This window comes from Mesorhizobium sp. L103C119B0, from assembly GCF_000502235.1.
Lineage (GTDB): Bacteria > Pseudomonadota > Alphaproteobacteria > Rhizobiales > Rhizobiaceae > Mesorhizobium.
On record NZ_AYXE01000002.1, the window covers coordinates 1 to 17,408 of the forward strand.

The window sequence follows — 17,408 nt, forward strand, 5'->3', positions numbered from 1 at the left end:
TGAAGAAGAAGCCGCAGCTGGTGTCCGGCACCGCCGTGTTCCTGACCAGCGATCCGCAAAGCGCGCCGACAGCGCTGATGCACAGCCTGAAACACTACAAGGTGCTGCACGAGCAGAACGTCATTCTGTCGGTGGTCACCGCACCGCAGCCGCTGGTGCCCGACAGCGAGCGGGTCAAGATGGAGACAGTCAACGAGTTGTTCATGCGGGTGACGCTGACCTTCGGCTATATGGAGCAGCCCAACATTCCGCGCGCGCTGGCGATCTGCCGCAAGCAGGGCTGGAAGTTCGACATCATGACGACGTCGTTCTTCCTGTCGCGGCGCTCGCTCAAGGCATCGCCCAATTCCGGCATGCCGGTGTGGCAGGACAAGCTGTTCATCGGGCTCGCCCGCTCGGCGGCCGATGCGNGCATCGCCCAATTCCGGCATGCCGGTGTGGCAGGACAAGCTGTTCATCGGGCTCGCCCGCTCGGCGGCCGATGCGACGGAGTATTTCCAGATCCCGACCGGACGTGTGGTCGAGATCGGCACGCAGGTGGCGATCTGAGGGTCTCGAACGGATAAATCGTCGAGGAGGCTAATATGAGCGGCGAATTGGTGCTGGTCACGGGCGGGTCCGGCTTCCTCGGCGCTCACTGCATCCTCGAACTGTTGAAGGCCGGCTACCGCGTCCGCACCTCCGTGCGATCGGCCAGGCGCGAAGCCGATGTGCTCGCCATGCTCAAGGCAGGTAGCACGGAGCCCGGTGACGCCCTTTCATTCGCCCATGCCGATCTGATGGCCGACGCAGGCTGGCCGGCGGCGGTGGCCGGCTGCGATTACGTGCTGCATGTCGCATCGCCTTTTCCGCCCGGCGTGCCCACGCATGAGGATGACCTGATCCTTCCGGCGCGCGAGGGCGCGTTGCGCGTGCTGCGGGCGGCGCGGGATGCCGGGGTCAGGCGCGTCGTGCTCACCTCATCCTTCGCGGCCGTCGGCTATGGCAAGATGCGCGCGGATGGGCAGCCTTTCAACGAGGAAAACTGGACCGATCCGGCAGGCAAGGTCAGCGCCTATGTGAAGTCCAAGACGCTCGCCGAGCGCGCGGCCTGGGATTTCATCGCCGAGCAGGGCGGCGCGCTGGAGCTTGCGGTCGTCAATCCCGTTGGCATCTTTGGACCGGTGCTCGGCGCGGACCATTCGACCTCGACCGAATTTGTCCAGCGCATGCTGAACGGCGCCGTGCCTGGGCTGCCGCGCCTGTCCTTCGGCGTCGTCGACGCGCGCGACGTGGCGGATCTGCATGTTCGCGCCATGACCCACCCCGCCGCCAAGGGCGAACGGTTCCTGGCTGTCGCCGGCGATTTCATGACGGTGCGCGAGATCGCGCAGACCCTGAAGACGCGGCTCGGGCCGGCGGCGTCGCGCGTCTCGACGCGGGAGTTTCCCGATTGGCTGGTGCGCATCATCGGGCTGTTCGATCCGGAAGCGGCACAACTCGCAACGGAACTGGGCAAGATCAAGAACGCCACCAACGCCAAGGCGGTGCGCGTGCTCGGCTGGGCGCCACGCTCGCGCGAAGATGCTTTGATTGCCACGGGCGAAAGCCTGATCCGGCTGGGACTGGTCAAGCGACGTAAGTAATTGTGCGGGAGGCCGAACCTTAAGGGCTCGGCGTCCCGCAATGGCAGCTTTCAGCCGGCCAGTGCAGCCTTGTTCGTCTCCAGAAACTGCTTCAGCGGCACCGACTTTCGGCCGGAGAGTTTTTCGACCGCGTCGGTCACCATGCCGAGGTCACCGGCGCGGGCGGCGGCGTCGAATGAAACCAGCACCTTGGCGAAGGGTTCAGGCAGGCCGGCCGACTTCATTCCCTCGGTCAGGGCTTCGTCGGAAAGCTGGATGACCTTGATCGGCTTGCTGGTGACCTCGGTGACCAACGCCGCCACTTCGGCAGCCGTATACGCACTGGGGCCGGTGAGCGTGTAAGTCGCGCTTTCGCTGCTGTCCGAGGCGAGCCCCGCTGCGATCGCCGCCGCGAAATCGTCACGCGTGCCGTAGGAAATGGCGCCGTCGCCGGCAGAGGTGTACCACTGACCCGACGCCAGAACCTGCGGCAACGCCATGAACAGGTTCTCGTTATACCAGCCATTGCGGAATATCGTGTAGGGGATCCCGCTCGCCTTGACCGCCTGTTCGGTGTCGTAGTGGTCGGGCGCGAAAACAACCGGCGAACCAGGCTCGGGGTTGGGCATCGAGGTGTACAGCAGGTGGCCGACGCCAGCCTGTTTGGCCGCCGTCACCGCCGCAAGCTGCTGCTCGCGCCGCTTCCCCTGTACCTCAAGTTCGTTGGTCGAGATGACGAGTGCCCGGTCGGCTCCCGCGAAGGCCTCGGCAAGCGATTGCGGGTCGTTGAAGTCAGCGGCTCTGACGACGACGCCGCGCGCCGCCAGATCGGCAAGGTTGGCGGGTGTACGGGTGGTGGCGATGATGCGGTTTGCGGGGATCTTTAATGTGTCCAGCAGGTGGTTGATGACGCCGCGGCCAAGCTGGCCGGAAGCGCCGGTGACGAGAAGGGTTGCGGTCATGGGGGATCCTGAAATTGCGCCGGGTGGCGGGTGCTTCTGACAGTCTCAAAAAGAGACCAGCACTAAAATAAGAATTGACCGGCCACCGTAAAGAAGGCAGTTTTTAGGGAGGTAGGCACCGCCAGGGAACCAGCAGCCATGGACGGCAAGGTCGTCAATCTGAGAACCAAGCTCAATATATTCAAAGCCACCAGCGATGGCGCAAACATTGCCGATTGCCCGGTTCGCGACGTGATGCAGGGCGTGAACGGCAAATGGAGTTCGCTGCTGATGGCGGCGCTCGCAGAGCAACCCTATCGTTTCGGCGAGTTGCGGCGCCTGGTGCCCGACATCTCGCAGCGCATGCTCACCCAGACGCTCCACGATCTGCAGCGCGACGGCTTTGTTCATCGCGAAGTGTTCCCGACCAAGCCGCCAAGCGTCGAATACAGCCTGACCGATCTCGGCCGTTCGATGTTCGGCGCCTTGCATCAATTGATCCTGTGGGCCGAACTCAACCATGGTGCGGTGCGCAAGGCGCGCGCTGCCTTCGACGCCGGTGGCTGATATTTTGGTCCATGCAGCAAAGGCTTGATTTGACAATGGCGCTGAAGGATTGTCCGGCCAGTAGTTGGGCGGGCAATGGAAAAATCTCTCGACATCGCGATTGCGGGCGCCGGCCCGGCGGGGCTCGCCACCGCGCTCTATCTCAAGCGCGCGGGCCACAACGTCACCATCTTCGAACGTTTCGAGGAACCCAAGCCCGTCGGTTCCGGACTGATCCTGCAGCCGACCGGGCTGAGCGTGCTCGCCGATCTCGGCCTGCTCGACGACATTCTGGCGCTGGGGAGCCGCATCGAGCGTCTGCATGGCGCCGATGCCTCGAGCGGCCGCACCGTGCTCGCCGTGCGCTACGACGCGCAGCCTGGCGGCCGTTTCGGGCTGGCGGTGCACCGGGCGGCGTTGTTCAACATATTGTTTCGCGCCGCGCAGCGCCAAGGCATCGCCATCGAAACCGGTGTCGAGATCGAGACGCTGGACGTCGGTGAGCGGGCGATCCTGATCTTCGACAAGAGCCGAACGGTGGGGGGCCGCAGGGCAGGGCCGTTCGACCTCGTGGTCGACGCCAGCGGCTCGCGTTCGAAGCTGCGCCGGTGCCTCAACGATCCGGCCCAGCCGCGGCAGCTCACTTACGGCGCGTTCTGGGCCTCGCTCGGCTGGCGCCAAGGCTTCGACGAAAATGCGCTGCTGCAGCGCTACGACAAGGCCAGCGTGATGATCGGCGTCCTGCCGATCGGCCGACCGGAACCGGGCGGGGAAAAGATGGCGGCGTTCTTCTGGAGCCTGAAGCCGGCGGATGCCGAAAACGTGCGCGCGGCAGGGCTCGACGCATGGAAGGCGAGACTGGTCTCGCTGTGGCCGCAGTGCGAGGCGTTCACCAGCCAGATCGACAGCTTCGACCAGCTGTCGCTGGCGCGCTACGGCCACCACACGATGAAGCTGCCGGCTGGCCGCAGGCTGGCCGTGATCGGTGATGCCGCGCATTCGACCAGCCCGCAGCTCGGGCAAGGCGCCAACATGGCGCTGCTCGACGCGGCAGCACTCAGCCATGCCTTGGCACAAACGGGCAACGTCGAGGCAGCGCTGGAAAGCTACGCCCGGGCGCGGCGATGGCATGTTTGGATCTTCCAGCTGCTGTCGCTGGCGCTGACGCCGTTCTACCAGTCGGACGGCACGATGCTGCCCTTCTTCCGCGACAGGCTGGTGGCAACCATCGCCAAAATCCCGCCAGTGCCAAGCGTGCTTGCCTCGATGGTGGCCGGCACGCTGATCGATCCGTTCAGGCGGATCGGGCTAGAGGAGGTGCACTGGCCAGATCATCGGGCGGGATCAGGGTCGAGAGAAACGAATTTCTCGCACGCAGGAATAGACGCAGCCGCTGCGGATAGTCCGGCGCCACGGCACCCTTGATCGAGGCGCGTTCGCTCAACGCCTTGCGCCAGGCCTGGACCAATGGCTTGCCGTCCAGAATGCCGAAATTGCCGATCCGGTCGAAGGCGTCGAGATAGCGGAAGACCGGGCCGTAGACGGCGTCGACGAGGCAAAAGCGCTGGCCGCTGAACCACGGTCCGGCCTGGTCGGCCAATTCGTTCTCGACACGATCGAACATGGCTGACAGCGCTGCGGATTCCGCCAGGAAGGCGGCCTCCGTCGAAGCCGTGTAGAACCGGCCGATGGTGTTCAATGTCGCCGAGCCGAACTCGATCCAGGCGCGATGCCGGGCACGGGCGTAGGCGTCGGCCGGATGCAGAGGATTGGCTTGCGTCTCCTCGAGGAATTCGAGAATGACGGCGGATTCGAAGATCACCGTCTCCTCGCCATTTGCCTGGACGATCAGCAGCGGCACCTTGCCCAGCGGCGAAATCGCCTTGAACCAGTCCGGCTTGTTGGCGAGGTCGATGGTGACACGCTCAAACGGCACGCCTTTCTCGGCCAGCGAGATCGCCGCGCGCTGCACATAGGGGCATAGATGATGGCTGACGAGAATGAGCTTGCCAGTCATTTCATTCTTCTCAGGCATTTCATTCTTCTCAGGCATGTCACTCTCCCCAGACATAGTTCAACGCGCCGTCCTCGACGCGCGTCGACAGGAACATCAGTCGCGACGCTTTTGGCGCCGGACCTTCGATCCGGTCGCCTGATGTCATGTCGAAGGCGGCGCCGTGCCATTGGCAGACCAGCTTGCCGTCCTTGCAGTCGAGCGGCCCGCCGAAATGCAGGCAGACATTGGCGGCGGCGCGGATGCGCTCACCGCTGCGCCAAATATGGACCTCGCGGCCGAAGAATGGCGCGATCAGGCTGCCCGTCTGTGGGACGTCGGCGACTTTGCAGGTTTCGTGTTTCATGGATCTTTCCCGGATTGATGCAATTGCATGCATATAGATGCAAGTGCATCGATCGTCAAGCTTGATGCAACTGCATCTATCGCCTAGGATGGGTCATGACCAAAACAACCACGCCTTCGCCCGAAGCCGTCAAGGCCTGGGCCCGCCTAATGCGGGTTTCGCGCCAGCTCATCGAAAAGGCGGAAGAGGCTTTGAAGACCAGCGGCTTGCCGCCGCTCGACTGGTATGACGTGCTGCATGAACTCGCCGAGGCGGGTGAGGGCGGGCTGCGGCCATTCCAGCTGACCGAGCGCACACTGTTTGCGCAGTATAACATCTCGCGGCTTCTGGCGCGGCTCGAGGCCGAAGGACTGGTCGAGAAACTCAGGGTTGCCGATGACGGCCGCGGCCAGACCATCCGCATCTCGGCCAAGGGCCGTCAGACGCGGCGACGGATGTGGGCTGTCTATGGACGGTCGATTGCGGAATTGGTCGGCGCAAAACTCTCCGCGGAGGAGCTGAAGATACTGGCGAGCCTGCTTGGAGAGCTGCGCCATCCGCCCGCCGATGATTGATCCGTCAGAATCTCGTGGTTTGCTCGGCGGCTCTCACGTCGACGATTTTTCTACCTAACCCCTTGCGTCGAGCACAGGATTGCGCAATATGCCGAACCGTAACGTACGGTACGCCGTTTGAGGCGACCCGGCGACCTCATCGAATGGGCAGGAAATTGTTGCAGGCGAGTGCCGAGATCGATACCAGCGAAGTGCTGACAGAGCGGCAAACGGCCGTCCTGGACGCGGCTTTGCGGCTGCTGGTCGAGGAGGGCGACAATCTGACCATGACGGCGGTGGCGCGGCGCGCCAGCTGCTCGAAGGAAACGCTCTACAAATGGTTCGGCGACCGCGACGGATTGCTGACGGCGACCGTGCAGTGGCAGGCATCGAAAGTGCGCGTGGTGCCGGTCGACGGTGAGCGGCTCGATCTTGCCTCGATGACGGCAAGCCTGGAAGGCTTCGCCTCGGACTGGCTAAAGGTGATTTCGAGCGATACCTCGATCGCGCTGAACCGCGTCGCGGTCGGCCATGCCGGATCCGGAAAGGACGATCTCGGCGCCATCGTGCTGGAGAATGGCCGTTTCGCGCTGGCCAGACGGCTGAAGCCGGTGCTGCTTGCCGGCAAGCAGGCCGGGCTGCTCGACTTTACGGACGCCGAAATGGCGTTCCGGACCTTTTTCGGGCTGGTCGCCCGCGACGTGCAGATCCGTCTCCTGCTCGGCGACCGGCTGGAATTGACTGAAGCGGCGATCGGCGGCGATGCCGCCCGGGCGACGCAGCAGTTTCTCGCTCTTTATGGAGCAAAAACCGGGCCGCAAGGCCTCTAATCTCTGTGGGAAGGAAGCAAAAGATGCGTGTCTATTACGATCGCGACGCCGATCTCAATCTGATCAAGGGCAAGAAGGTCGCCATTATCGGCTATGGCAGCCAAGGCCGGGCGCACGCGCTCAACCTCAAGGATTCCGGCGCCAAGGAAATCGCCATCGGCCTCAAGGCGGGATCGGCGACCGCCAAGAAGGTCGAGGCTGATGGCCTGAAAGTGATGAGCGTGGCGGACGCTGCCAAATGGGCCGATTTGATGATGATGGCGACGCCTGACGAATTGCAGGCCGACATCTACAAAAACGAAATCGCGCCAAACATTCGTGACGGCGCCGCGATTGCCTTCGCGCACGGCCTCAACGTGCATTTCGGCCTCATCGAGCCGAAGTCGACCGTCGATGTCGTCATGATCGCGCCGAAAGGCCCCGGCCACACGGTGCGCGGCGAATACCAGAAGGGCGGCGGCGTGCCGTGCCTGGTCGCCGTCAACCAGGATGCTTCCGGCAATGCGCTCGATCTCGCTCTGTCCTACGCCTGCGGCGTCGGCGGCGGCCGTTCGGGCATCATCGAGACCAATTTCCGCGAGGAATGCGAGACCGATCTATTCGGCGAGCAGGTCGTGCTCTGCGGCGGCCTGGTCGAACTGATCCGCGCCGGTTTCGAGACGCTGGTGGAAGCCGGCTATGCGCCCGAAATGGCCTATTTCGAGTGCCTGCACGAGGTCAAGCTGATCGTCGACCTGATCTATGAAGGGGGCATCGCCAACATGAACTACTCGATCTCGAACACAGCCGAATGGGGCGAATATGTCTCTGGCCCGCGCATTATCACCGCCGAGACCAAGGCCGAGATGAAGCGCGTGCTGAAGGACATCCAGACCGGAAAATTCACCTCGGAGTGGATGCAGGAATACCGCGCCGGCATGTCGCGCTTCAAGGGCATCCGCCGCAACAATGACAGCCACCAGATCGAGGAAGTCGGCGCCAAGCTGCGCGCCATGATGCCCTGGATTTCCAAGAACAAGCTGGTCGACAAGGCCAAGAACTAACCCGCAGTCGTCGGGATTGGGAGCAAAGAGCCGGCGGAGCGATCCGCCGGCTTTTGATGCCGGTTTATCGATCAGGATACTCAGCCATAGTGCCAATGCGGCTTCGGCTCGGTGCCGGTGAACTCGACGCCGATGCGGTCGTCGCGGCGCCAGCGCACGATGGCCTTGTAGCCGATGCCGTCGACCGGCACATAGAGCAGGAACTCGTCCGGCACGCGCGCGTCTATAGACACTTTCAGCTCGGCGCCGCCGGCATGCATGTTGCGGACCGTGCACTTGACCTCGGAATTGGTGAGGCCGGTCAGAATCGTCGCGCCTTTCAGCACGCGCTGCCGGTGTTTGTTTCGCAATTCGTTGTCGGCCATGACGGCACGTCCTTCGCGACCGGATCGGCGCGATCGTCAGATGGGGCACGATATCACGGATAGGCTGAGCCGATAAACATATGGTTAGCGGTGACCGAGACCAGCCGTCTTTCCTAAATGAAAACGGCGCCGCGATGGGGCGGCGCCGTCGTGTATTGTCGTTTATAGTTCAGCTGTAGGGCGACCAGCATTGCTGGCGCGGGCCACCATAGGGCTGGAACGTGTTGTCCCAGGCCCGGTAGGACCGATAGCGGTCGTAGCACCACTGTACATGGGCGCTGGACAGACGCTGCGTGCGGTAATAGCGGCGGGGCGCCGGCTGCACGTAATAGCCGTCATTGTAATAGCCGTTGTTGTAGTAGCCGTTGTTGTAGATGCTGCCGAGGCCGAGACCCAGGCCGAGGCCGAGAACTGCTGCGGCGCCGGTGTCAAAATCACGGCCGCGATGGTGGCGGTGATGGCGCCAGCGCCAGTTGTCGCCGCCGTTCCAGTTGTGCCGGCTCCAGTTGCCGCGATCCCAGTTGCCCGACCTGGCGAAGCGACGGCCTTCACCACGGCGCCACTGCCAGTTGTTCATGCCCTGACGGTTGTTGCCGCCTCCCATGAATTCGCCGACTGGTGTAATTTTCGGGACTATGGTGCTTGCCGGCACCGACAAATCCGGCTGCAGGATCGGGCCCGCGGCGGATGGCGCCGTGAGACCCGAGAAAAGACCGAGCGCTAACAGCCCGGATTTGACTGTGGACGAAAAGAGCGAGCTCATTGCACTCTCCAAGAGATACAGGCCCCACGCCCGGATACCCCAGGGAAGTGGCCTATTGATGGACCTTGGCGTCTGAACGGAGGATGAACAGAAAGGTTCCATCAGCCATGACGAGCAGCCCTTGTTTTCATTGGCGCTTGCAGGCAAAGGTCAGTCCATGTCGCTGCGCCTCGCCACTTTCAATGTCGAAAACCTGATGAACAGGTTCGATTACTCGGGCTTCCGCAACCAGCTCAACGAAGACCGCACGCTGGCGCTTTTCGACATCCAGAGCGAAGCCGAATACCGGATGCTGGAGCAGGCGCGCGCCATCGCGCAATCCGACGATACGCGCCAGTTGACCGCGCTCGCCATTGCCGCCACCCGTGCGGACATCATCTGCATGCAGGAGGTCGACAACATCGAGGCGCTGAAGGCCTTCGAGTACGGCTATCTCTTCAAGATGGTGGGCGAGGGTTACCGGCAGAAATACACCACCGCCGGCAATGATTCGCGCGGCATCGACGTTGCCGTGATGATGCGCAACGAGACCGCGCAAGGTCAGCCGATCGAGTTCGTGCGCATGACCAGCCATGCCTATGTCACGTTCGAGCAGTTCGGATTGCAAACGCCTGAACTCGAGGCGCTCGGCAACCTGGCCAATGAACGCATCTTCCGGCGCGACTGCCTGGAGGTCGACATCAAGGTCGGCGGCGTGCCGCTGACGCTGTATCTCGTCCATTTCAAATCGATGGGCTCGCCGCGCAACGGGCTCGACGGACGCGAGGCGACGATGCCGGTGCGCATCGCCGAGGCGCAAGCGGTGCGCCGCATCATCGAGGAGCGCTTCGGCAAAGAGCACGCAGCCGATAAAAACTGGGCGATCTGCGGCGACATGAACGACTACCGCCAGCGGGTGAAGATCGAGGGCGACGCCGTCGACGGCTACCGCTTCCAGGTGATCGACGACAGCCAGTCCTGTATCGATGTGCTCACCGCCGGCGGCTTTTGCGAGAATGTCGTCGAACGCCGGCCGGAGATGGACCGCTGGAGTTTCTACCACACGCGCGGGCCGAAGGAGCGGCATCTGTGCCAGCTCGACTACATCCTGCTGTCGAAAGGGCTGGCGGCGAAGAATGCGACGGCGGTTCCCGACATCATCCGCAACGGCCAGCCCTGGCGCACCATCTTTCCGGCCGGACAGGCGGTGGAGCGCTTTCCGCGCGCCGGCTGGGACCGGCCGAAGGCGTCGGACCATTGTCCCGTCGCAATTACCCTGGACATGGCTTGAGCACGGTGAGCTTCGACCTGCCGCGCAACGTCATCCTGCCCGTCGACGAAATCGACGTCCGGCTCGACCCCGGCCCGCATCCGTTCGAGCGCGACAACGCGCAGGCGATCACTGACAACTGGCGGCGCGAGCTCACGGCCAATCCGGCGTTGTTCGACGGCACGGTGGTGCTGCTCTCGGCGCTCGCCTGGCGCGACAACCGGATCGTCGGGCGTTGTCACGCGGTGAAGTACTCGACCTTCCTGCTGTGGCGAAAGAACCGGCAGGGGACGGGCGCCGAGCATGCCTATGGCCACGCCATGCTGGTCGCCGGCGACAACGCCCTGGTGGCGATCCGCATGGGCGCGCACACGGTCCCGGCCGGCAGTGTCTACTTCGCTGCCGGCTCGTTCGAGCCGATCGATTTTCGCGATGGCCGCGTCGATGTCGATTTCAACATGATCCGTGAAGTGCGCGAGGAGACCGGGCTTGACCTGACAGGCGCTGCGCGCGGCAAGCGCTACCATGCGCTGTCGACATCGACCGGCACGGTCCTCTTCCGCCGCTACCACGTCGATGCGCCGGCCGACGAGATTGCGCGGCGCATCGGCGCCTTCGTCGCGACCGAGACCGAGCCGGAGATCGAGGGGCCGGTGATCATCCGCCACGCCGCCGACCTGCCGGAAGGGCTGGCACCGCATATGAAGCCGCTGGTCGAGTGGCATTTTGGCGGTGGCGGGGGCTAACGGCGCGGATTGTTCTGCGCCGCCTTGCGGTCGTTGCGGGCGGCGACGAGGAACAGGATAACGCCGATGCCCAGTAATCCACCCATGACCATGCCCATCGTCTGGCCGACGACTGCCTGAAAATCGGCGGTGACACGATCGGGATTGGCCATGCCGTAGCGGGCGAGATACCACCAAAGTCCCGCAAGGGCGCCTTCGATGATCACCATCGTCAGAATCAGCCGCGCCTTCTTGCTCATTGCAACTCCTTGACCAGATGCTTTGCTCTAAAATTAGCATCGCAGACCGGATGACAACAAGTATTGCCTTATTCGTGGCGCAGCGCGTCGATCGGGTCGAGCCTGGCGCCGCGCAGCGCCGGGAAGAAGCCGAACACCATGCCGATCAGCGCCGAAAAACCGACGGCGAGCAGGATGACCGCCGGGCTCGGCGCAAACGGTATGGCCAGCGTTGCCGAGGCGAGGCCGGCCAGCGCCAGGCCGATCAGGATGCCGATAATGCCGCCGAGCAGCGACAGCACCGTCGCCTCGACCAGGAACTGGATGAGGATGTGCTTTTCATGCGCGCCGATGGCGAGCCTGATGCCGATCTCGCGGGTGCGCTCGGTGACCGAGACCAGCATGATGTTCATGATGCCGATGCCGCCGACCAGCAGGCTGACGCCCGCGACGGCGCCCAGCATGCCGGTCATGGTGGTGGTGGCGCTGGCCATGGCGTCGGCGATCTGGGTCATGTCGCGGATCGAGAAATCGTCTTCGCGGTCCGGCGTGATGCGGCGGGTGTCGCGCAAAATGTCCTCGACTCGCGGCTGCAATTCGGTGGTCGGGGTGCGGTCGTCGGCGGCGACGTAGATGTTGTCGATGTCGCGGTTGCCGGCGATGCGGCGCTGATAGGCGGCAAGCGGCATCAAGACGACATTGTCCTGGTCCTGGCCGAAGCCGGTATAGCCCTTGGGTTCGAGCAGGCCGATGATCTTGCACGAGGTGCGGTTGACGCGGATGATCTCGCCCTCCGGTTCGCCGGCGCCGAAGAATTGCTGGCGCACCGTTTCGCCGATCAGGCAGACGCCGGTGCCGGAGCGTGTTTCCGAATCCGAGAACGGGCGGCCCGACACCAGCTTCCAGTCGCGGGCGTCGAGATAGGCGCTGTCGGTGCCGGTGACGCCCGAGGTCAGGCTCTCGGTGCCGAAAATGACGCGGACTTGTTTCTGCGACGCCGGCGCAATGGCGCGCGCTCCGGTCAGGTGGGCTACGAGGGCGGCTACATCCTTGTCGGCCAGAGGCCGTACCGCCTGGTCGAGCCCGCCTGGTCCGCCGGTGCCTGCCGGGCGGCCGGAACGGACGACGAGCAGGTTCGAGCCGAGCTTGGCGATGTCCGACTTGACCTTGGCCGTGGTGCCCGAACCGATGGTCAGCATGGCGATGACGGCGGCGACACCGATGACGATGCCGAGCAGCGTCAGGAACGAGCGCAGCACATTGCGGCGGATGGAGCGCAGAGAGAGGCGGACGGTTTCCCAGATCATGACGCCAACTCCGACTTGGCCGTGTCGGACGCGACGTGGCCGTCGAGGAAGCGGATGGTGCGCTCGGCATAATCGGCGACATCGGCCTCGTGGGTGACCATGGCGATGGTCAAGCCGAGCTCCCGGTTCAGCCGCGTCAACAACTCCATGATCTCATGCGTGCGGGCGGTGTCGAGATTGCCGGTCGGCTCGTCGGCGACGAGCAGCGTCGGCCTGGTGACGATGGCGCGCGCGATCGCCACGCGCTGTTGCTGACCACCGGAGAGTTCGGCCGGCGTGTGATGTTCGCGCCCGACCAGGCCGACCTCCGCCAGCGCCTGCATGGCAAGATCGCGGCGCTCGCGGGCCGGCGCGCCGCGATAGATCAGCGGCAGCTCGACATTTTCCGCCGCCGTGGTGCGCGGCAACAGATTGTAACCCTGGAAGACGAAGCCGATATAGAGATTGCGCAGAAGCGCCCGGCGGTTGCGGTCGAGCCGCCCGGCGTCGATGCCCATGAAGGAGTAGGTTCCGGCCGTCGGCGTGTCGAGGCAACCGATGATGTTCATCGCGGTCGATTTGCCCGAACCGGACGGGCCCATGATGGCGACGAATTCGCCACGCTGGATGGCGAGGTCGACGCCGGCCAGCGCATGGACCTTGGCTTCGCCCTGGCCATAGCTCTTCCAGACCGTGTCGAAACCGATGAGGCCCGCGGCCATGGCGTCAGCTCCGCAGCTGCGAGGTCGTGATAACCTCTGCACCTTCATCCAGCCCGGAGGTGATCTCGGTCAGTTCGCCGTCGGTGGAGCCGATCTTCACGTTGACCGGGTGCGGCCGGCCGTTCTCCAGCACATAGAGCGTGCGTGAGCCGTCGGTGGGCGCCTTCACCGGCTGGCGGCGGTTGCCGCCACGACCCATGCGGCCGGTGAACAGATCGCTGAGGCTCCACGCGCGGGCAGCAGGTGCCGATGGCCGATAGCGAAACGCTGTTGAAGGCACGGTGAGCACGCCCTTGGCCTGCCTGGTGACGACCGAAACCGTGGCGGTCATGCCGGGCCGCAGCAAAAGCTCGTTATTGTCGACTTCCAACCGTGCATTGTAGGTGACGACGCCGTCGGTGGTGACCGAGGCGTAGGAGATGTCGCGGATCTCGGCGTCGAACGGCCGCTCGGGAAAGGCATCGACGGTGAAGCGTGCATGCTGGCCTGGTTTGACCGCGCCGATATCGGCCTCGTCGACCGCCGCCACCAATTCCATGTTCCTCAAATCGGCGGCGATGATGAACAGAACCGGCGCCTGCAGCGAGGAGGCGACCGTCTGGCCGGGGTCGACGGAACGCGTCAAGACGATGCCGTCAATCGGCGCATAGATGGTGCTCTTGGCAAGGTCGGTCTGCTGCGCCTTGAGATCGGCCTGGGCGATGGCGAGATTGGCCTGCGCACTATCGAGCGCCGCCTTGGAGCGGTCGCGCGTGGCAGTCGCCGCCTCGAGCGACTGATCGGTCGCCATGCCACGCCTGGTCAGTTCGGCCGCGCGGGTGAGGGCGCTTTCGTTCTCCTTCAGGGTTACCGTGGCGTCCTCGACATTGGCGGCAGCGGCCTTGGCCGAGGCTTCGGCGCGTTCGATCTGGACCTCGAGTTTCACCGTGTCGAGCGTCGCCAGCACGTCGCCCTTCTTGACCTGCTGGTTCTCTTCGGCCGAGACCGAGCGGATGATACCGGACAGCTCGCTTGAAATGTCGACCTGGGTGAGGGGCTGCAGCGTGCCGGTCGCCGAAACCGCGACGGTGAGGTCGGCAATGGTAGCCGGCGTGGTGGTGTAGTCGATCTTGGCCGGGGAGCCGGCAAACCACTGGTAGCCTGCCAACCCGGCGGCAAGTGCGATCAGCGCCAGCAGCGCGTAAAGCCAGCCCCGGCGGCGCGTCTTGCGCACGCCGCTCTGATCAAGCCCGAGCGCCGCCTCGATGGCGGAATCCGATTCCGTCTTTGGCAGATTGACAAGCTGGTCCACGCCGGACCCCTATGAAAGCGTAATGTCCCTAGTTGTGCACAGATCAGGCTTGGTGGTTCGAATATCAAATTAAATTTCGGCCATGTTCGGATTGAGGCGGAAGGTTTTTCAAGATGCAGACCCGCAATTACTTGCTCTACGATGTGTTTACGACGGAGCGGCTGGCCGGCAATCCGCTGGCTGTCGTGCTCGACAGCCAAGGGCTGGATACAGCCGCCATGCAGGCCATTGCGCGCGAGTTCAACCTGTCCGAATCGGTCTTCGTGCTGCCGCCGGACAATCCAAAACATCGCAACCGCATCCGCATTTTCACGCCCGACTATGAGATGCCGTTCGCCGGACATCCGACAGTTGGCGCCGCGATCGCGCTGGCCGAACTGACAGGCGAGGGCGAAGCCGGCATCTTCGTGCTGGAGGAGAATATCGGCCCGGTGCGCTGCGCCGTCAGCCGGCACGATGGCGCCACCTTTGCCGAGTTCGACCTGGCGAAGCTGCCGGAGCCGCTGAAGCTCGATGCCGACCCGGAGGCGATCGGCGCCGCCCTCGGGCTGGCGCCGCACGAGATCGGCTTCGAGAATCACCTGGTGTCGTTCTGGTCGGCAGGCGTGCCTTACGTCACCATTCCGGTTGCCAATCTGGAGGCTGCCGGCCGGATCAAGCTCGACAACCAGGCCTGGTCGGAACTGGCGCCGCGCAAGAGCGAATGGGCCTTCGCCAGCCCGTATGTCTATTGCCGCCAGACGGTGAACCATGACAGCGCCTTCCATGTCCGCATGATCGTGCCGGGCACGCCGTCCTATGAAGACCCGGCGACCGGGTCGGCGGCGGCGGCCTTTGCCGGCGCCATCATGCATTTCGATGCGCCCACCGACGGCATTTCGCAGCTGTGGATCGAGCAGGGGCTGGAGATGGGCCGCCCGTCACGTATCCGCTTGGAACTCACTGTCGAAGGCGGAAAACTGGCCTCCGCGCGCATCGGCGGCCATGCCATCAAGGTGGCGGAAGGCAGGCTGTTCGTGTGACCGCCTGCGGCAGTTCAGCGATTTGTCGGGAAATGATTCCGGCAGGGCTGGACAGGACCGGTATCGGCGGCTATATGCCCGCCAACGCCGGTTTTACCGGTCGAGTGGGTGCGTAGCTCAGTTGGTAGAGCAGCTGACTCTTAATCAGCGGGTCCACAGTTCAATCCTGTGCGCACCCACCAAATTTCTAGAAGAGTTGGTGGAAGACCTTGGAATGCCGGACGCGTTGACGCGCCTCGACATGCTGGGGCAGGTTTGCCTTAAACTCGGCGGCCGGTAAGCCGGTGCGCTATTTGGCGAAGGAGTGAAGGCCGCGCTGGATTAAGAAAAGCCCGGAAGCCGAAGCCGCCATCAATTAAAGCCAGTTTGAAACCACGGACTGGTGTCATACCCTAAGCGCGGATTATAATGATCCAGGAAGTTTTCGGCCCTATTTGACGGTCGCGCAACCACGGTGCCTGTCGATTTGCAATCCGGTTTCGCGGTCGGCTTGCTGCCAGCCTTCTTATGAGCTGTAGAACACGAGGTTGTAGCCTGAGCGGTGGCCACCTTTTTCTTCTCTTTCGCAGCAGCTGCTCCGGTAGCGGCCAATACTATTGCTACGCCAAAGACAACGAGTTTCATTGAAAACGCCCTCACCCTGCCCAATCCGTAATGATTGCGCCTGGTCACCGTTACGTCAATCACATTTTGTCGGCAACGGCGGCGAATAGTGCCAGTAAAAAGAGCCCACCACAGAAGCAGCGGGCCAACCCCCAGGTGGGGAATCTTTCAGCGGCCGTGCTGTTCGAGCCACCAGCCCGGAATGCCAGTGATCGGCCCGACGATGGTCAGTGAAGGTTCGGGCCGGCGCCCTCCCGTCAAATCGCTCTAGCTACTTCTCCGAAACACCAGCCTCGGCAAAGCTCGCCATGCCCGTGTGGCACTCCAGCGCCGAGCGGACGATGTTGACGGCTAGGCAGGCGCCGGAGCCTTCGCCGAGCCGCATGCCGAGGTCGAGCAGCGGCGGCAGGCCGAGCGCTTCGAGCAGGCGGCGGTGGCCGGATTCGGCCGAGACATGGGCGGCGATGGTGTGGGCGAGGCCAGACGGGTGCAGCCGCGCCAAGGGCGCTGCCGCGGCCGTGCAGACGAAGCCATCGAGCAGCACCGGGACATTGTTGCGGCGGGCGGCGAGCGTGGCGCCGAAGGTGGCGGCGAGTTCTCGTCCGCCAAGGGCGGCGGCGATCTTCAGCGGGTCGGACAGCGCGTCGGCATGGCGCTTGAGGCCGGATTCAATGGCGATGACCTTGCGCTTCAGCCCGGCATCGTCGACGCCGGTGCCGCGCCCGGTCCATTTTTCAGCGCCGCCGCCGAACAGGGCGGTCGAGATGGCGGCCGCCGGCGTGGTGTTGCCGATGCCCATCTCGCCGAAACAGACGAGGTCGAGGTCTTTCGTCACCGCGTCATAGCCAGCCGAGACGGCGGCGAGGAAGTTTTTTTCGTCCATTGCCGGCACGTCAGTGAAGTCGCCGGTCGGATGATCGAGATCGAGCGGGATGACGTCGAGTTCCGCGCCGGCGATGCGGGCAAGCTGGTTGATGGCGGCGCCGCCGCCGGCGAAATTCGCCACCATCTGCACCGTCACTTCCGAGGGAAAGGCTGAAACGCCTTGCGCCGTCACACCGTGGTTGCCGGCGAACACGAAGACTTTGACGCGGTCGAGTTTCGGCATGTCGCGACCCTGCCAGCGCGCCAGCCAGGCGGCGAGAGTTTCCAGCCGGCCCAGGCTGCCTTGAGGCTTGGTCAGCGTGTCCTGGCGGCGGGCGACGGCGTTGGCGGCGGTATCGCTGCCGGCAGGCAGATCGAGACAGGCGGCGCGCAGTTCGTCGAATGATTTGAATGGCATGGGG

General features: G+C 63.9%; 19 protein-coding genes, 1 tRNA gene and 2 pseudogenes. 11 read left to right on the forward strand and 11 right to left on the reverse strand.

The window, feature by feature from the left end; genetic code table 11:
• Together X728_RS163600 and X728_RS163595 are read left to right on the forward strand one after the other, a co-directional pair.
• Positions 1 to 549, forward strand: a pseudogene (locus X728_RS163600) (KUP/HAK/KT family potassium transporter); the annotation flags it as partial.
• A gap of 35 nt (positions 550 to 584) precedes the next feature.
• Positions 585 to 1,625: an aldehyde reductase gene (locus X728_RS163595; protein ID WP_023830484.1), complete on the forward strand. Its 1,041-nt coding sequence runs from the start codon at positions 585 to 587 to the stop codon at positions 1,623 to 1,625.
• A gap of 50 nt (positions 1,626 to 1,675) precedes the next feature.
• Here X728_RS163595 and X728_RS163590 read toward each other — a convergent pair whose 3' ends face one another.
• Positions 1,676 to 2,566 carry an SDR family oxidoreductase gene (locus tag X728_RS163590; RefSeq protein WP_023714294.1) on the reverse strand — a complete coding sequence of 297 codons (891 nt, stop codon included), beginning with the start codon at positions 2,564 to 2,566 and terminating at the stop codon, positions 1,676 to 1,678.
• Between the two features lie 138 nt (positions 2,567 to 2,704).
• On the opposite strand from X728_RS163590, the gene X728_RS163585 reads away from it, so the two are divergent.
• Positions 2,705 to 3,112, forward strand: a complete 408-nt coding sequence (locus X728_RS163585) for a helix-turn-helix domain-containing protein (protein ID WP_023690335.1) — start codon at positions 2,705 to 2,707, stop codon at positions 3,110 to 3,112.
• A gap of 75 nt (positions 3,113 to 3,187) precedes the next feature.
• Positions 3,188 to 4,420: pseudogene (locus X728_RS163580) on the forward strand (NAD(P)/FAD-dependent oxidoreductase); the annotation flags it as partial.
• Here the strand turns inward: X728_RS163580 and X728_RS1000000168260 are convergent.
• Together X728_RS1000000168260 and X728_RS163575 are read right to left on the reverse strand one after the other, a co-directional pair.
• Complete coding sequence (locus tag X728_RS1000000168260; protein ID WP_155923914.1) at positions 4,386 to 5,144, reverse strand: glutathione S-transferase family protein; 759 nt, start codon at positions 5,142 to 5,144, stop codon at positions 4,386 to 4,388. The pseudogene X728_RS163580 and the gene X728_RS1000000168260 sit on opposite strands and share 35 nt — an antisense overlap.
• A gap of 1 nt (position 5,145) precedes the next feature.
• Positions 5,146 to 5,451 (reverse strand): Rieske (2Fe-2S) protein, encoded by a 306-nt coding sequence (locus tag X728_RS163575; protein WP_023830486.1) that lies wholly within the window; start codon positions 5,449 to 5,451, stop codon positions 5,146 to 5,148.
• A gap of 95 nt (positions 5,452 to 5,546) precedes the next feature.
• Here X728_RS163575 and X728_RS163570 point away from each other — a divergent pair, with 95 nt between their 5' ends.
• From X728_RS163570 to ilvC, 3 genes are all read left to right on the forward strand, one after another.
• Entirely contained in the window at positions 5,547 to 6,005 is a 459-nt protein-coding gene (locus tag X728_RS163570) for a MarR family transcriptional regulator (RefSeq protein ID WP_023690331.1), read from the forward strand.
• Between the two features lie 155 nt (positions 6,006 to 6,160).
• A complete protein-coding gene (locus X728_RS163565) occupies positions 6,161 to 6,814 on the forward strand; it encodes a TetR/AcrR family transcriptional regulator (RefSeq protein WP_023690330.1) in 654 nt (217 codons plus the stop codon).
• A gap of 23 nt (positions 6,815 to 6,837) precedes the next feature.
• The gene (gene ilvC, locus X728_RS163560) at positions 6,838 to 7,857 is read left to right on the forward strand and encodes a ketol-acid reductoisomerase (RefSeq protein ID WP_013531065.1); all 1,020 of its coding nucleotides are present in this window, start codon (positions 6,838 to 6,840) and stop codon (positions 7,855 to 7,857) included.
• Positions 7,858 to 7,937: 80 nt separating this feature from the next.
• Here ilvC and X728_RS163555 read toward each other — a convergent pair whose 3' ends face one another.
• The gene (locus X728_RS163555; RefSeq protein WP_023685169.1) at positions 7,938 to 8,222 is read right to left on the reverse strand and encodes a PilZ domain-containing protein; all 285 of its coding nucleotides are present in this window, start codon (positions 8,220 to 8,222) and stop codon (positions 7,938 to 7,940) included.
• Between the two features lie 169 nt (positions 8,223 to 8,391).
• Positions 8,392 to 8,985, reverse strand: a complete 594-nt coding sequence (locus tag X728_RS163550) for a BA14K family protein (protein WP_023830487.1) — start codon at positions 8,983 to 8,985, stop codon at positions 8,392 to 8,394.
• A 157-nt stretch (positions 8,986 to 9,142) separates the two neighbouring features.
• On the opposite strand from X728_RS163550, the gene X728_RS163545 reads away from it, so the two are divergent.
• Both X728_RS163545 and X728_RS163540 read left to right on the forward strand, forming a co-directional pair.
• A complete protein-coding gene (locus tag X728_RS163545) occupies positions 9,143 to 10,255 on the forward strand; it encodes an endonuclease/exonuclease/phosphatase family protein (protein WP_023830488.1) in 1,113 nt (370 codons plus the stop codon).
• 5 nt (positions 10,256 to 10,260) lie between these two features.
• Entirely contained in the window at positions 10,261 to 10,980 is a 720-nt protein-coding gene (locus tag X728_RS163540) for a hypothetical protein (protein WP_023830489.1), read from the forward strand.
• On the opposite strand, the gene X728_RS163535 is transcribed toward X728_RS163540, so the two are convergent.
• The 4 genes from X728_RS163535 to X728_RS163520 form a co-directional block, all read right to left on the reverse strand.
• Positions 10,977 to 11,219, reverse strand: coding sequence for a hypothetical protein (locus tag X728_RS163535; RefSeq protein WP_023690325.1), 243 nt, complete (start codon positions 11,217 to 11,219; stop codon positions 10,977 to 10,979). The two genes, X728_RS163540 and X728_RS163535, sit on opposite strands and share 4 nt — an antisense overlap.
• A 68-nt stretch (positions 11,220 to 11,287) precedes the next feature.
• Complete coding sequence (locus tag X728_RS163530) at positions 11,288 to 12,505, reverse strand: ABC transporter permease (protein WP_023685173.1); 1,218 nt, start codon at positions 12,503 to 12,505, stop codon at positions 11,288 to 11,290.
• Entirely contained in the window at positions 12,502 to 13,206 is a 705-nt protein-coding gene (locus tag X728_RS163525; protein WP_023685174.1) for an ABC transporter ATP-binding protein, read from the reverse strand. The genes X728_RS163530 and X728_RS163525 overlap by 4 nt, the downstream gene beginning before the upstream one ends.
• 4 nt (positions 13,207 to 13,210) lie before the next feature.
• The gene (locus tag X728_RS163520) at positions 13,211 to 14,497 is read right to left on the reverse strand and encodes an efflux RND transporter periplasmic adaptor subunit (RefSeq protein WP_023805503.1); all 1,287 of its coding nucleotides are present in this window, start codon (positions 14,495 to 14,497) and stop codon (positions 13,211 to 13,213) included.
• A gap of 113 nt (positions 14,498 to 14,610) precedes the next feature.
• On the opposite strand from X728_RS163520, the gene X728_RS163515 reads away from it, so the two are divergent.
• Positions 14,611 to 15,519, forward strand: a complete 909-nt coding sequence (locus tag X728_RS163515) for a PhzF family phenazine biosynthesis protein (RefSeq protein WP_023685176.1) — start codon at positions 14,611 to 14,613, stop codon at positions 15,517 to 15,519.
• A 106-nt stretch (positions 15,520 to 15,625) separates the two neighbouring features.
• Positions 15,626 to 15,701, forward strand: a tRNA-Lys gene (locus X728_RS163510).
• A gap of 169 nt (positions 15,702 to 15,870) precedes the next feature.
• Here X728_RS163510 and X728_RS1000000170055 read toward each other — a convergent pair.
• Positions 15,871 to 16,143, reverse strand: coding sequence for a hypothetical protein (locus X728_RS1000000170055; protein WP_155923538.1), 273 nt, complete (start codon positions 16,141 to 16,143; stop codon positions 15,871 to 15,873).
• A 250-nt stretch (positions 16,144 to 16,393) separates the two neighbouring features.
• Positions 16,394 to 17,404: a nicotinate-nucleotide--dimethylbenzimidazole phosphoribosyltransferase gene (cobT, locus tag X728_RS163505; RefSeq protein WP_023830490.1), complete on the reverse strand. Its 1,011-nt coding sequence runs from the start codon at positions 17,402 to 17,404 to the stop codon at positions 16,394 to 16,396.
• Positions 17,405 to 17,408 lie beyond the last annotated feature (4 nt).

What these genes read in the sequence shown, in the direction of transcription:
- X728_RS163535 (WP_023690325.1), bottom strand. Translation starts at nt 11,219, where the DNA reads ATGAGCAAGAAGGCGCGGCTGATTCTGACGATGGTGATCATCGAAGGC.
- X728_RS1000000168260 (WP_155923914.1), bottom strand. Translation starts at nt 5,144, where the DNA reads ATGCCTGAGAAGAATGAAATGCCTGAGAAGAATGAAATGACTGGCAAG.
- X728_RS163590 (WP_023714294.1), bottom strand. Translation starts at nt 2,566, where the DNA reads ATGACCGCAACCCTTCTCGTCACCGGCGCTTCCGGCCAGCTTGGCCGC.
- X728_RS163575 (WP_023830486.1), bottom strand. Translation starts at nt 5,451, where the DNA reads ATGAAACACGAAACCTGCAAAGTCGCCGACGTCCCACAGACGGGCAGC.
- X728_RS163555 (WP_023685169.1), bottom strand. Translation starts at nt 8,222, where the DNA reads ATGGCCGACAACGAATTGCGAAACAAACACCGGCAGCGCGTGCTGAAA.
- ilvC (WP_013531065.1), top strand. Translation starts at nt 6,838, where the DNA reads ATGCGTGTCTATTACGATCGCGACGCCGATCTCAATCTGATCAAGGGC.
- X728_RS163585 (WP_023690335.1), top strand. Translation starts at nt 2,705, where the DNA reads ATGGACGGCAAGGTCGTCAATCTGAGAACCAAGCTCAATATATTCAAA.
- X728_RS163515 (WP_023685176.1), top strand. Translation starts at nt 14,611, where the DNA reads ATGCAGACCCGCAATTACTTGCTCTACGATGTGTTTACGACGGAGCGG.
- X728_RS163525 (WP_023685174.1), bottom strand. Translation starts at nt 13,206, where the DNA reads ATGGCCGCGGGCCTCATCGGTTTCGACACGGTCTGGAAGAGCTATGGC.
- X728_RS163530 (WP_023685173.1), bottom strand. Translation starts at nt 12,505, where the DNA reads ATGATCTGGGAAACCGTCCGCCTCTCTCTGCGCTCCATCCGCCGCAAT.
- X728_RS163550 (WP_023830487.1), bottom strand. Translation starts at nt 8,985, where the DNA reads ATGAGCTCGCTCTTTTCGTCCACAGTCAAATCCGGGCTGTTAGCGCTC.
- cobT (WP_023830490.1), bottom strand. Translation starts at nt 17,404, where the DNA reads ATGCCATTCAAATCATTCGACGAACTGCGCGCCGCCTGTCTCGATCTG.
- X728_RS163570 (WP_023690331.1), top strand. Translation starts at nt 5,547, where the DNA reads ATGACCAAAACAACCACGCCTTCGCCCGAAGCCGTCAAGGCCTGGGCC.
- X728_RS1000000170055 (WP_155923538.1), bottom strand. Translation starts at nt 16,143, where the DNA reads ATGAAACTCGTTGTCTTTGGCGTAGCAATAGTATTGGCCGCTACCGGA.
- X728_RS163545 (WP_023830488.1), top strand. Translation starts at nt 9,143, where the DNA reads ATGTCGCTGCGCCTCGCCACTTTCAATGTCGAAAACCTGATGAACAGG.
- X728_RS163595 (WP_023830484.1), top strand. Translation starts at nt 585, where the DNA reads ATGAGCGGCGAATTGGTGCTGGTCACGGGCGGGTCCGGCTTCCTCGGC.